Below are 14,121 nucleotides of genomic sequence, written 5' to 3' on the forward strand. Positions count from 1 at the left end.
TATTGGGTTAAATGTCATGTTTTTTTGCTCGACGAACAGATATGTTCCGCGCTTTGAAATAAGTATCTGCTGCTGGCGGATCGCCCGCGCTGGACCCCTCCATCTGTAAGTTAATTATAATCTGCATTGGTTTGCCAACATAGCCCTTGCCAGTGTGCGTGGCTGTCAATTCTTCATCGATGTAATATTCGACACTCACATCTGTATTATTGATCTTTTTCATCCGTATGCCGTAAGAGTGCCATTCAGAAGGCGAAAGCACTTCAGTGAGTTTGCTTTCCGCATCATCGTCGGTTATATAAGTGTTTTGCCAGTTGATGTTATCGCCTTTGTATTCGAGGATGTCACATTCCGGCGGGTAAGTACTTGAGCCGCAAAGCCAGAAAGCCGGCCAGGTGCCACCATCAGAGGGTGCCTGAAAATCTCCCTTTATTTCCCAATTGGGGTATGCATCGTTTACTACTATGTTGTCTTTGGTGTGTATAGCGCCACTTTTGTAATGAAGCTCTATTTCAGTGCCAGGCCCATCCGGATTCGGCACGGTAGCTCCACCCCAGTCGAAAAGCTCTGCCTTAATGTTTAGCACACCGGCATCAAGGTAAATATTATTGTGGTCGGTGCTAGTGCCACTCATACGTGCAGAGCCATTGTGATCTGCCCCCCAGGGATATAGATAATTCCAGTGAGTCTCAAAGTTGGCGTAACTGGCAAAAGAGTTGCCATCAAGTACAATTTCCCAGTCGTTGCTGGCTTTTACATCAGCATGCACCTGCGGCAGTTGTTGTACTGACAACTTCTTAAAAGAGGTCATGTCTTTCTGACACGAAAGTAGTAAGGGGCCGATCATAGTGAATAATAACGGCATAATTGTTCTCATTGTTCTCATAATGAAGATTTTAAGGGTTTTGTTATTTAGAGATAATTATTTGAGGTTACGTCATTTGCTAAGTCTAAATAAATAAGACATCCAATATTGAAAAGTTCCTATTCCTGAACATTATTTTTGAAAAGTTAATAGGAAGTGAGCGTAGTTGAGATTCTTGTCTGATGGGTGTATCAATGCGTTATGCTATTTTATAGTAGATATGCTATAAAAATAATTATTAGTATATTGAGCAGAAACTATAACTGAGTTGCTTAAAAATATCACATCAACCGAAAACGAACTTTGCCGACGTTTAGCTAATGGAGACCCCAAATGGTTCTATACAAACCATTAAGGGAACCATATTACTGGTACATTGAAATGGTCTACAGCGCTGTGCAACATTCGGCAAAAGGACCTAATCATATGGAGATCAACGTATCGGGCCTGCAGGCGGCGATGTATGCGCTGAAAATCAAACAAGGCCTTAAAACTGAACAATACAAATTCGTTAAAAAATGATGACTGGCCGCAGCATTTTAGAAACAACGAATGATATCAGCGCCCCGGCGTGTAAATAAATTTTGAAAAATCTTTATGCTGCACCGGATCAAGATTGACGCGTGATCATACAATCCACCAGCGGAGACTACGGAAATAGCATGGGTGGTAAATGGGAAATGGAGAGAAGCACTTTTACCGTGTATTACAGCCTATGGATTGTGTCTGGCAGAATTGAAGGCCATTATCCGTTATAATCCCGAGGTATGGAACTTTGGAAATGAAATTGATATGTACATGGTTAATGTACGTATCTTGAATGCCGCACTTCCCCCCGATATCGTAAAAAAGTATGCATTCAATACTGATATAGATGCACCACCTCCCTACCACGAAAACCTGATCGATAACTGGCTGTGTAACGATAAAAGCGGCAACAAGCTCAAAGACAGCAGCCCATCCCGGAAAGACTTTATTATAGTAGGTGATTACTCGTGGGACTTTATTGGCTCCGCTGTGGACAAAACAGATCCGGCCCCGTCTATTTTTGATATAACGCTTTCTGTTCTCCACTGGATCGGTATCACATTGCAGGGTAATGACATACCAGGTGGCAGAAGCTGGATAAGGATAATTGGTGACAAATAAAACATGAAGATTTAGAAAAAAATTCAATGGGACAAATGTATCCGATCAGTGTTTTACCTGCGAATAAAAAAACAGACTACATACATGACACTTGTTTATAACCCCAAGGTATCGTTTCAATAGTATAATCATTCTCCAAATGACAGAAGCTCCTTTCTTTGAGGAGCTTCTTTGACTTTAACCGGGTGGTAAAAAACGCGTTAAATTTTTTCCGGATAAAAAGCATGCGTCATCTTTTTGTAAACAACCTGGAGGTCTTGCCAGTAGATAGTTTCAAATCATTTTTCTTCTTATATCATATTACTTAGCATATACTATTATCATATAATGTCATTTCTTCAACATAAAAAGCTATGATATTTAAGAATGCAGAAAGTTAAAGGTAATTTCAATTATAGCGCATTTATTGATACTATCAGCCAATGAAAGCCTCTCATTCGAATTTCAACAGAACAATGAATCTCTTCTGATAGTATATGGCGCCCCTCATATAAAATGTTAACTAAACCCACATTCTCATGAAAAATTATCCAATGATTTTGCTCAGCCTCCTTATTCTTGGCGCGTGTGCAAAATTCAGCAACAGTGAACTACACAGGAAATCAGGCGACAACAACAAAGATGGTGTTGATCTCGCCGCACTAGTACAAAAAACAGATATCGTCACATTGTACAGTAACGGATACGTATATCCGAAAGAAGAGAGCAACAGCTATGGCGCTATCTCTACCTCCGGGCTGGGAGGCTGGACAGATTCCAGCGGCTTTACGCGCGTGTTTTTCTATCCGCAAGTCACCGGCCAGATCTCTGTTTCTATCCGCGTTAAAGCGCCATCCAATGCCAATACCTTGACAATACGGCTTGACAGCTCTGGCGTCAGCCATCATGTAACTGTTAATAAAACATCGGACTATGTGACGCTACCTGTGGGGAACTTTCATATTTCTTCTGCACAATATCATTGTCTGGAGATCAGGGCTGCTACTAAGAATGGCGCCTACCTTCCTGATGTGGAGTCGGTAATCATTAACAGTTCACTGAACCTGAAATATAATAAGAGCCAGTACCGCGGTGCACCGTCCACGCATTTATGGTATCCGGCAGCCGGAGACAGCGCCATCGCCTGGTTCTATAACGAGATCTATGTACCGACGGGCGCAGATCCGCTAAACGCCTACTACATGACCAACGGCTTCTGGGATGGTTATTTTGGTATACAGGTGAACAGTCCTAATGAAAGACGCATTCTCTTTTCTATCTGGAGTAACTACAACACCAACGATCCCAACCAAATTCCTTCGGACTATGCCGTAACACTTATTAAAAAAGGCGCCGGTGTTATTGCCAATCCATTTGGCGGCGAAGGCTCCGGTGGACAGAGTTATCTCAAATTTCCGTGGGTAACAGGTAATACTTACCGGATGTTGGTAAATGCAGAGGCTTCCGGTACGCATACTATCTTCACTGCATGGTACTATGCTCCGGAAAATGGTAACTGGAGGCTCATAGCACAATGGGATAAATCCAAGACCAACGGTCAACTGCTCGGTGGCCTCTACTCGTTTGTGGAAAACTTCTCAGGTAACGGCAATGACTTCTTCAAAGCTCGCTACGGCAATCAATGGGCCCGCACGGTTAACGGTACCTGGATAGAGCTGAACCGGGCATCTTTCTCCACCACGGCCAGCGAAGCAGGACATCAACGGTATGATATCGGCGGCGGTGTGGAAGACAATATATTTTATATGTTCAGCGGCGGCTTCAGACAGATAGGTAACAGTATAGGACAGACCTATACGCGCCCTGCCACCGGCGTACCTCCAGCTGTGGATCTTGCCACGCTGCCGGCTAATTGAGCGAGTAGTTCCATGTAAAAACGGTTTGGCATTTAGCCTTGTTTTTTTCAGGGCAAAAATATCGGGCATCTGAAACGAAAACCGACTGCTAATATGTGAATACCAGGACTAGGGTTGACAGCACAAATCTACATTTTGAACCCGGGTTTTAAATGTTTAAGGGGAAGGCGCTGCTGCCGCGCCATTCCCCTCGTCCCATCCGTGCAAGGGGAATGGCAATGGTTAGGTTTCGGATTGTAACCGCTCTCTAAGTATTTCGCAGGTGTTTTGCTCTTCAGTGCGGCATTAGGTCTGTGGTGGTTATAAACGCTTCCCATTCTTGTAGTTTCTTGGTAATGTCGATGTCGTCAATATACTCAATGCGCTGGTAAAACCCTTGCTGATCAGTCAAATGAGACCGTTCCACCTTTCTGTTTAGATGCGGATTACTCACTTCTTCAACCTACAGCCGCTTGGGCGGCCTCCGCACGGGCAGTGGGCCATCATAAGGCCTAAGGTGATTTTGGCAAGCGGCTCTTTTATATTGCGCAGGTGACTGGGATAGATTCCGTTACAAGAAATCCAGATGAAAATGGACGACGCCACAGTGCCTACCGCCAGTATAACCTGCTGCAAAAGGTAGACATAAAAAGACCCTGAATAGTGGCCGCCATTAAAAGAAACTAGGGTTTTGGAGGTAATCCATTTTTCTATTCTTTGCAGGGTCCATTTAGCACTGCAACTATGATATTATCTGTTATCCCACTTATATTTATTTTAGCGTTCAGTCTTTGCTGTTTGCAACTTATGGCGCAGAATAACCACTCTCCGAAGATAAAAAGGCTTTGGGATATGAATTATTCAAAAGACGAACTCCTACAGATCAACACGCGAAGGTATTATGAATTGTGTCAAAACGGCGATTATGGGAAGTGATTTTTTTGGACCAGATGCCGGATGGTGCCGGCACAATACCCCCGCTAATACCCCAAAAATCGACTGAAATACCCAAGCCAGAAGGGTACTGCCAAATAAGAAAAGAAGCGGGGAGCAAGGTGGAAAAAACGCAAAAACACAATGCATCTTTTTCGGGTCAAAACCAGCCTTTAGCTCCGGCACAACCGGGTAATCCACGCCACATTCAATATTGCCTCAACACATCCCCCTGTCACATTCCCGCCGCCAGTGCACTTAAAAAGGCAAACATAATTGAGGGCTATAATGGCTCGAAAGGCACTTTCTTCATTTGGATGACCATAATACTGGCCGCCTGAAATAGCATAAACCAATACGAACCTTTTGTTTAAATTTACCCAAAACTGAAAGCAGGCCTACCAGATTGTCAAACAAAGTAGAACATAACGAGCAGCAATTACTTCTGCGCATAGCGCGTGGAGATGGAAGGGCTTTCCGTGAATTTTATAACGCCCATTGGAACAACGTTTATACTATAGCCTTACTATACCTTAAAGATGCATTGGCTGCACAGGATGCTGTACAGGATGTTTTTGAGAAATTCTGGACTAGCCGTACTTCCCTACAACACATTGATAATCCAGGCGGTTATCTTTATGTAACCACAAGGAATTATCTCATTTCCCGACTTCGTAAAAAAGCCGCCGAGTATGATTACAATATGGAAATGATACTACATATTCCCGAACAGGGCCCATCCCCGGATCGTTTGCTCTATATTAAGGAGGTGGCAGAAGCGATTGAAAGGGCGGTAAGCGCACTCCCTGTGCAACAGAAAAAGGTATTTCAGCTCAGCCGCAACCAGGAAATACCTCTAAGGGAAGTTGCTTCTCAACTGAATATCTCCTATACTACAGCCAGGGAATATATGAGCTTGGCCCTGAAATCTATACGTAAATACCTGGTAGCGCACTTGAATGAATTGCCGGTTATAGTGGCCCTTTTCCTTCTTTAATCCCATCTGGATATTTTTTTTGAGGTATATCCCTACAAGTTGTTCCCGAATGCGTCTATAGAGTAGGGAAGTATAAAAACGCAGAAAGATGACGCCAGAGGAATTTCAGCAGCTTTTAATAAAATACCGTGAGGGTGCTATTACTGCACCCGAGAAAGAGCTTTTGTTTAAGTGGCTGCCTGTTTATGAAAAACAATTGGCAGAGCAACTGGATAGTGACTTGTATGACCCTGCTGTGCCTCGGCTAGGTGATATGGCCACGCGGGATATTATATATAATGCGATCCAAACAGCAGGTGACAGTGATACAGACTTCTCATACCCAAGGCGCAGCACCCCATATTTAGGCCGCCGGGGATGGGTAGCAGCGGCCATGTTAGCTGGCTTGGTGGCCGTAGGCGCTTATTTCATTGTTGAAGGTAATAAAGACCAACCTGTAAAAGTGGCCGCTCAGCTACAAGATGTCGCGCCTGGCTTAAACAAAGCCACCCTGATCTTATCAGACGGTTCCAAAGTTACTTTGGACAGCGCAGGGAACCAGGTGATCCGGCAGGGCGCTGTGGCCGTGCAGCAACGGGGCGGGAGTTTATGGTATGAGGTAAAAGAACAAGGATCAGTTGACGCCTATAACATATTGGCTACCCCTCGAGGTGGACAGTTCCGGGTAGTCCTGTCGGATGGCACGAAAGTATGGCTGAATGCGGGTTCCTCCATCCGCTATCCGGTGACTTTTACCAGCCGTGAACGCGTAGTGGAAGTAACGGGTGAAACTTACTTTGAAGTGGCCCATGACGCTACTGCTCCATTTATCGTAAAAACCGCCAGGCAGGCGATTAAAGTACTGGGTACCCGTTTCAATGTGAATGCCTATGTGGATGAGCCAATGGCGAGTACAACACTTCTGGACGGCGCCGTGAGAATAACCTCCGGTAGTGCCAACAGGTTTTTAAATCCGGGGGAGCAACTGACCACGCAATATGCCAGCGGAGAGGTGGCCGTTAGGTCGGTGAATGTGGACAATGTAGTTGCCTGGACCGACGGAAAGTTCAGATTTGACAACTCGGATATCAAGGCTGTTATGCGGCAGTTGGCCAGGTGGTACGATGTGGATGTGGTGTATAGCGGCGCCGTTCCATCCAGGGAGTTTGTCGGGGAAATAGAAAGGGATTTACACCTTTCGCAGGTGCTTAATATTCTAGAAAAAAATAACATACATTTTGACATCCAGGGAAAGAAAATTATTGTGCTCCCTGAGTAAGAATAGAGAGCTAAACAACCAGAATCAGGACTGCCAAAATAAAAACAGGAAAGTGTTGGACGCACTTCCCTGTGAGTAGTTCAGGCTGTCCCATTAAAGCAAGTCCCGGAAGGACTAATAGTATCACCTTAAACCACTTTAAGTTATGAAGTTAAGCGATTTTTGCCGCAAATTTCCTGCGGTAGTATCAAAACTATTTCTTTGTATGAAAATCACCGCACTTTTTCTTTTACCGGTGTGTTTCACAGTAAGCGCCAGCAGTAGCGCTCAAAAAGTCACAATACAAGAGAAGGATGCCAGGATTGAAAGTCTCTTGCATGAGATCAAACGCCAAACCGGTTATGTATTCTTCTATGACGCCGCTGTTTTAAAAAATACGAAACCTGTTACTATCCAGGTGCGGAATGCAGATATAGAGGACGTTTTGAATAAAATCCTGGCAAAACAGGAACTGGATTATGTTATCGAAAAAAGATCCGTTACCATCATCAAAAAGCAGCCTCCGGCCTCCATACAGCCGCCTAAACCTGCAGCCGCCGATACGTTTACTATAAAAGGAGTGATTACCAATGCGGATGATAATACTCCGATCCCGGGCGCATCGGTTTTGAACCGGAATTCCGGGGCGGGCACCCAAACTAACGCTGAAGGACGGTTTACATTGAGAGTGGCATTAGATGATAAATTGATCGTGACGCATTTGAACTATGAAAATTTTACCTACGAAGTCAAAAACAATGATAATATTTTTATAAAGCTGGCTCAAAAATCAATAGCGCTAAACACAGATGTGGTAGTTGTGGGCTATGCCACGCAGAAAAAGACGAGTGTGGTAAGTTCGATTAGCACGATCAGTGGTGACGAATTGCAATTCGGCGGCCGTAACCTGAGCAATAATCTGCAGGGGCAATTGCCGGGTATTATTTCGTTTCAACGAAGCGGAGAGCCGGGTTATGACAATGCCACTTTTTGGATCAGGGGCATCAGTACCTATAATGGCGCTCAGAACCCGTTAATCCTGGTAGATGGCGTACCGCGCAGCTTTACTGATATCGACCCGAACGAGATCGCCACTTTCAGTGTTTTGAAGGATGCGGCGGCCACTGCCGTATTCGGCGCCGAAGGCGCCAATGGCGTGATCCTGGTAACTACCAAACGGGGCCGCATTCAAAAGACGGAGATCACATACCGTGGGGAATACAGCGTATTAACGCCTTTGAGGATGCCTGAATTTGTTGGCTCGGCGGAGTATTTAAGTACTTACAATGAGGCGCTTCGGAACGAAGGGAAAGCACCTGTCTTTAGCGACGACCTGATAAAAAAATACGAAGATCACGTTGATCCTGACCTCTACCCGGATTCCCGTTGGCTGGATCTGCTGATGCGCAAGCATACAAACAATACACGCCATAACCTGACTTTCCGGGGAGGTACCAGCAAGGCGCGTTTTTTTGTGGCAGGCTCTTATTACAAGGAGAGCGGCCTGTTCAGAAATAATGCGTTGGCCCAGTACAGCAGCAATATCGACCTTAAGCGATATAACCTCAGGAGTAATATAGACATTGAAGTATCTCCGACTACTTCGCTGCGGGTTGACCTAAGCGGCCAGTACCTGGAAACAAACTACCCGGGCGTTGGTACGGGCAGTATCTTCGAGAGGACAACCACGATACCGTCCTATTTGTTCCCCGCTATTTATTCAGATGGTAAGCTTGCGGATCACCCGCGGCCCAGCAATAATCGCGTTAACCCGTATAACTTGTTGAATCACTCTGGTTATGCAAATGAATTTCGCACCAATATCCAATCACGGATAGACCTGGAGCAAAAACTTGACGTGATCGTCAGGGGCCTTAGGGCAAAGGTAAGCGTAAGTTATGATTTCGCTGGAAACTATACCATTAGGACAGGGAAATCAAATAATACTTACTTTGCCACAGACAGGGATAACGATGGCAAACTGAAATATACACAAATTAAATCAGGCACTGACCAGGTGACGGATGGATCTACCAGCCAGAGCTCCACTAAAAATATTTATACCGAGGCGTCCCTGAACTACAACGGCCAATTTGCGCAAAAGCATGATGTAACAGCCATGGCCCTGGTTTACCAAAAGGAATCACAAGTAACCAGCGATCGGCTGCCCTTTAGAAAAATGGCCTACGTGGGACGCGTTACTTATGCGTACGACCAACGGTATTCCATGGAAATGAACGTAGGGATTACCGGCTCCGAAGCCTTTGCTCCCGGTTACCGGTTTGGCGTGTTTCCGGCCGTGGGGGTTGGATGGATCGCCAGCAACGAGCCGTTTTATCCTGAAGGATTAAGAGATGTGCTTTCCAACCTGAAACTCAGGTTCTCTTTTGGTTTAACCGGGAATGATTATTATGGCAGCCAGCGGTTTCTGTATCGGGGGGGCTTCACAGGCTCGGGTGGCGCTACCTTTGGATATAATGGCGGCGGTGGTCTGAATGGCTATAACGGTTATACAGAAGGCCGCTTCAGCGCCCCGCAGCTTTCCTGGGAAACCGAAACCAAAAGGAACTATGGCATCGAGCTGGGCCTTTGGGGCGACAGGCTGAACCTCACAGCCGACTATTTCGATAACAATCGTTATGATATACTGGTGCAACGCCGCACAGTTTCTGGTGCGGCAGGATTTCGGCAATCTCCTTTTCAGAATTTCGGAAAGGTGACCAATAGAGGTATCGAGGCGAACATTAATTTCCGGCAACGGCTGGGACAGCAAGGAACACTTACATTCAGGGGCAACTTTACCTATGCCCGGAACAAGGTCATTGAAATGGACGAGGTTAAACCGCTTTATCCATGGATGGAAGCTACCGGTGATCGTTTAAATATGCCCTACATCTGGGTGGCAGAGCGTTTGTTCTATGACGGCGACTTCGATATTACTACCGATGCCGTAGGCAATAAAGCTTACCAGCTGAAGAAGGGAGTGGCCAACCAAAACTATTTTAACCCGGATGTGCGCCCTGGAGACATCAAATACAAAGACCTGAACGGCGACGGTCTGATCAACCAGTTTGATCAAACCAGGTATGCCAGCCATCCCTACACCCCGGAGATCACCTTCGGCTTTGGTGCGGGATATGAATTCAAAGGCTTTAGCATTAACCTTTTCTTTACCGGTATTGCCAATACGTCTACCGTGCTTGGGGAAGGCAAGGAACAGATGCTCTTCCCGTTCCAGTGGGGAGTGGATGAATCAAACATGCGCACCATGGTACGCGACAGGTGGCGGGAAGGTGGTGGAGATAACCAGCAGGTATTATACCCGCGCATAAGAACCAATGAATTCAAGAACAATTCCGCGCCCAGCACATGGTGGCTGCGCGATGCCGGCTTTATCCGGTTAAAAAATGTTGAATTGGGTTACAATATCCCCCAAAGGATAATGAATAGATTGAAATTAAGCAATGCGCGTGTTTATGTGCTGGGTTACAATTTGCTGACCTGGGATAAGATCAAATATTGGGACCCCGAACAGGGAAATGCAAATGCGGGGTTATCTTATCCCCAATCCAGAACTGTTACCATTGGCGCTGAGATCAAATTCTGATAAAACGAAAAAGAAAATTTCATGAAAAAGCAATATAAATCTTCCTATACTGGTTTCCGGATGCTACTCTTTTTGCTGGCTGCACTTGCGCTGGGATCCTGCAAGAAAAATTTCCTGGATGTTTCCGATAAGCTGGCCCCGGAGCTCACCACCGATAAAGTATTTTCCGATCCTACGCTGACAAGGCAATACTACGCCAATATCTTCTCGGGGATCCCGAATTCATCCCGAATGATAATAGATGACAGCTACACGGCTATTGGTGGGCTTGATAACCCATGGGCGGCCGTGTCTGACGAGATAAAGGCGTCCTCCAATAACGTCAAAACAATTGCTTCCAATGGTTATAATCCCGGTAATGCAGATCTGGGCAGGTGGGTAACATTATACCAGCTGATCAGGCAGGCGAATGTTTTTATGGGAAAGGCCAGGGCTATTCCGCAAACGGGGATTTCCGACTTCATCAGTGAGCAGGAAGTGGAACGGATGAAGACAGTCGCCAGGTTTTTCAGGGCATATTATCATTATTTGCTTTTTGAGTTGTACGGCCCCATCCCGATTATGGATAAAGCAGTTGATCCGAATGGAGCCAACCTGGATTTCGCGCGCAACAGCGCTGATGAAGTAGTGAAGTTCATCAGTGATGAGCTGACGGCGGTAGCTCCCGGTCTGGATGATATGGCAACCCGCCCGGAAGAAAGAACTGTACCTACGAAGGGAGTTGCCTTGGCGGTGAAAGCCAAATTGCTGGTATACGCAGCCAGCCCTTTGTTCAACGGAGGTTTTCCGGAAGCCCTGGCGCTCAAAAATACTGATGGCAAGCTGTTATTTTCCCCTACCAATGCCGGTAAATGGAGTGTGGCGAAAACAGCGCTGGAGGAATTCCTGAATTTTGCCAACGGCAAATACGAACTGTTTAAATTGTATACAGGGCCCGGGGGCACATATAATCCGGATGAAAGCCTGTATCGTTTGTTTATGGATGTGGATGGCAATAAAGAGGTAATCTGGGCCACCCCGGTAACATCCTGGGGGAACGTTTCAACTTCATCAGCGGGAACCGACCGGTCGTCAACCCCCAGAACCGAGAGGGCTGGCTGGTGCGGACTTGGATTAACCCAGGAATTAGTGGATGATTTCTTTATGATAGACGGCCTGCCCATTAAAGAGTCGCCTTTATATAACGAGCGTTCTTTTTCAGTTGTTGGCGATGACCCTTCCGGCCGCACGGAGCCCGGTACTTTTAAAATGTGGGTTAACAGGGAGCCGCGCTTTTATCAAACGGTTTTCTTCCAGGACAGGCGGTGGCCTATCAGCAATAACAAAGTGCAGTTTCAAAAAGGAAGCGGAAACGACAACAGTGCTCAGGACAACTGCTATACGGGCTACCTGATGCACAAACGTATTGCCCGCAACGTACGCAACGAAGGCACCTACCCCAGGTCCCAGTTCCGACCCGCCATTGTTTTTCGGCTGGCGGAATTCTACCTGTTGTATGCGGAGGTATGCAATGAAGTGAACCCGGCTGATCCAAAAATCCTTGAGTACTTGGACAAGATAAGAGAGAGAGCAGGCATTCCCAGGTTGTCTGACATTAAGCCCGGCTTGCTGGGTAACCAGGTGCAATTACGGGAAGCGATCCGGCATGAGCGGCGTATTGAGTTGGCAACGGAAGGGCAGCGATATTTTGATGTAAGAAGATGGATGATTGCTGAAAAGCCTCCAGGCCAGGGTGGACAAGGTGGGCCGATAACGGGCATGGACATGAATTCACCTGATCTTACGATAGGAGGGTACTTCAAAAGAACGTTTGTTGAAAACAGGGTGTTTACGAAAGCCATGTATCTCTATCCGATTCCACTGGATGAAATTCAAAAAAGCAAGTTGCTGGTGCAAAACCCGCTTTGGTAACGTTGGGCTGAAAAATTAGATGTAGTCGCTCAATAATTGAAGGATAGAACAAATTTTTGAACGTATCAGCTTTGTCTTTATTTACACCCCTGAATGCGTTAAATACATCAACAATTAGTTTAATCGCACCAGTTACATCGCCGAATGTAGACATAGGGAAAGAGATTTTAGTTTATTGCATGTGACAGTCTAAGATGCGTTTTTTTGACCTTCAAAAAGGGATTAGCTTTCAGTCAGGTTAGTAATAAGGTGGTGCCTCAAAGTTAACTTTGAAGCACCACCTTATTATTTACAATTCATCATGGGTAAATTCAAGCTCTTCATTTGAGGAGCTTCTTCTTTTTTGCCGCATTTTCGATCCTTAAACGCTGAATGAAACCTCCAATGCTTTCCTGGTATACCGATTTGTAAGAAAGAACTGTATTGGGTAATATATTATAAAATAAACTATTGCTAAGTCCTTACTTCACCAATGTTGAATAGTTATTCAGGAAATTTCAGGAAAAATTTTCTCCGGAGAGGGGGGGAAGCTGCCCTTAAAACGTATTTAGTCATAATTGTAATCTCGCAGCCAAATGAATAAAGACCAGTTACATTCCATCCTCGAAAAGATCAGAGAGGGAAATTCCACGAAGGAAGAATGGGATTTATTGGTCCAATGGTATGAAGCTGCCATTGAGGCCGATGCGGATGAGCTCTTTAACGAGGTGGGAGATATCATCGACAAGATGGATGTATCCTCCCTGAAGGAGCTGGAAATGCAGTTGTCCGAACCTGGAAAGCCTAAGATGACTGCCATTCTCAACCGCTGGCGCCTGGTTGGCATCGCGGCGGCCGCAGTGGTTTTGATCTTCTCCACTATCGCCGGCTTCCGCTATTTCCGGAATGGAGAGCCTGTCATGATGGTATATAGTACCGGTAAGGGGGAAATCCGTCAGATTCATTTGCCTGACGGATCAGAGGTAACCCTGAATGCCGTCAGTATGCTGACTGTCCCGGAGTCGTTCGAATCGGAGGAAAGAAAAGTATTGCTAAAAGGCGAGGCCTTTTTCTCTGTAGCGAAGAGCGAAAATTTACCGTTCAGCGTTATGGCGGATGACAGTTTGCTGGTGAAGGTGCTCGGTACTTCATTTAACATCAGCGCATATGGCAGCAACATGGAAATGGAGGTGGCCGTTTCTACCGGTAAAGTGACGGTGAGCAAGGCTGACCGGCACTTTGGTGTGCTCACGGCAGGTCAGCAGCTTGCATACAATAAGACCAGCAGGTTATTTTCCCGGACGAGTGACAGAAATGCTGCTGCCTGGCTGCAGGGGATCGTGGCTTTCAGAGGCAATACTTTGCAGGAAGTAGTCGAAACGCTTAACAGGATGTATGGTAAGCAGGTGCTGCTGCAACCGGGTGTAAACGGAGCGTTACAGGTTACCGGTAACTTCAGAGAGGAGCAGGGCATTGATAATATTTTACAAATGATATGTTCTCTCCATCATTTGGAGTATACATACAAAAACAACCAGATCGTAATCGGCAGAAAGCCGTTTTAACCTGATAACAAATGAAATTGAAATGACAGGCTGTGCAAGCATC

At 45.8% G+C, this 14,121-nt stretch carries 9 protein-coding genes; 8 read left to right on the top strand and 1 reads right to left on the bottom strand.

Annotated elements, in window-relative coordinates:
• Positions 1–7 precede the first annotated feature (7 nt).
• Entirely contained in the window at positions 8–886 is an 879-nt protein-coding gene (locus KE626_RS13010; protein ID WP_249207442.1) for a family 16 glycosylhydrolase, read from the bottom strand.
• Between the two features lie 312 nt (positions 887–1,198).
• Between KE626_RS13010 and KE626_RS13015 the strand changes: the two genes are divergently transcribed.
• From KE626_RS13015 to KE626_RS13050, 8 genes are all read left to right on the top strand, one after another.
• On the top strand, positions 1,199–1,387 hold the full coding sequence (locus KE626_RS13015; protein ID WP_211973335.1) for a hypothetical protein: 189 nt from the start codon (positions 1,199–1,201) through the stop codon (positions 1,385–1,387).
• Between the two features lie 276 nt (positions 1,388–1,663).
• Complete coding sequence (locus KE626_RS13020; RefSeq protein WP_211973336.1) at positions 1,664–2,014, top strand: DUF4983 domain-containing protein; 351 nt, start codon at positions 1,664–1,666, stop codon at positions 2,012–2,014.
• 518 nt (positions 2,015–2,532) lie between these two features.
• Complete coding sequence (locus KE626_RS13025) at positions 2,533–3,870, top strand: DUF3472 domain-containing protein (protein ID WP_211973337.1); 1,338 nt, start codon at positions 2,533–2,535, stop codon at positions 3,868–3,870.
• Between the two features lie 1,318 nt (positions 3,871–5,188).
• The gene (locus tag KE626_RS13030; protein ID WP_211973338.1) at positions 5,189–5,779 is read left to right on the top strand and encodes an RNA polymerase sigma factor; all 591 of its coding nucleotides are present in this window, start codon (positions 5,189–5,191) and stop codon (positions 5,777–5,779) included.
• A gap of 88 nt (positions 5,780–5,867) precedes the next feature.
• The gene (locus tag KE626_RS13035) at positions 5,868–7,037 is read left to right on the top strand and encodes a FecR family protein (protein ID WP_211973339.1); all 1,170 of its coding nucleotides are present in this window, start codon (positions 5,868–5,870) and stop codon (positions 7,035–7,037) included.
• Between the two features lie 205 nt (positions 7,038–7,242).
• Positions 7,243–10,623 (top strand): TonB-dependent receptor, encoded by a 3,381-nt coding sequence (locus tag KE626_RS13040; protein ID WP_211973340.1) that lies wholly within the window; start codon positions 7,243–7,245, stop codon positions 10,621–10,623.
• Positions 10,624–10,644: 21 nt separating this feature from the next.
• Positions 10,645–12,534 carry a RagB/SusD family nutrient uptake outer membrane protein gene (locus KE626_RS13045; protein WP_211973341.1) on the top strand — a complete coding sequence of 630 codons (1,890 nt, stop codon included), beginning with the start codon at positions 10,645–10,647 and terminating at the stop codon, positions 12,532–12,534.
• 575 nt (positions 12,535–13,109) lie between these two features.
• Positions 13,110–14,078, top strand: coding sequence for a FecR family protein (locus KE626_RS13050; RefSeq protein WP_211973342.1), 969 nt, complete (start codon positions 13,110–13,112; stop codon positions 14,076–14,078).
• The last annotated feature ends 43 nt before the right edge of the window (positions 14,079–14,121 follow it).

This window comes from Chitinophaga hostae, assembly GCF_018224885.1.
In the GTDB taxonomy this organism is placed as follows: domain Bacteria; phylum Bacteroidota; class Bacteroidia; order Chitinophagales; family Chitinophagaceae; genus Chitinophaga; species Chitinophaga hostae.

Coding starts and splice junctions, on each gene's coding strand:
- KE626_RS13010 (WP_249207442.1), bottom strand. CDS start 886: ATGAGAACAATGAGAACAATTATGCCGTTATTATTCACTATGATCGGC.
- KE626_RS13015 (WP_211973335.1), top strand. CDS start 1,199: ATGGTTCTATACAAACCATTAAGGGAACCATATTACTGGTACATTGAA.
- KE626_RS13020 (WP_211973336.1), top strand. CDS start 1,664: ATGGTTAATGTACGTATCTTGAATGCCGCACTTCCCCCCGATATCGTA.
- KE626_RS13025 (WP_211973337.1), top strand. CDS start 2,533: ATGAAAAATTATCCAATGATTTTGCTCAGCCTCCTTATTCTTGGCGCG.
- KE626_RS13035 (WP_211973339.1), top strand. CDS start 5,868: ATGACGCCAGAGGAATTTCAGCAGCTTTTAATAAAATACCGTGAGGGT.
- KE626_RS13040 (WP_211973340.1), top strand. CDS start 7,243: ATGAAAATCACCGCACTTTTTCTTTTACCGGTGTGTTTCACAGTAAGC.
- KE626_RS13045 (WP_211973341.1), top strand. CDS start 10,645: ATGAAAAAGCAATATAAATCTTCCTATACTGGTTTCCGGATGCTACTC.
- KE626_RS13050 (WP_211973342.1), top strand. CDS start 13,110: ATGAATAAAGACCAGTTACATTCCATCCTCGAAAAGATCAGAGAGGGA.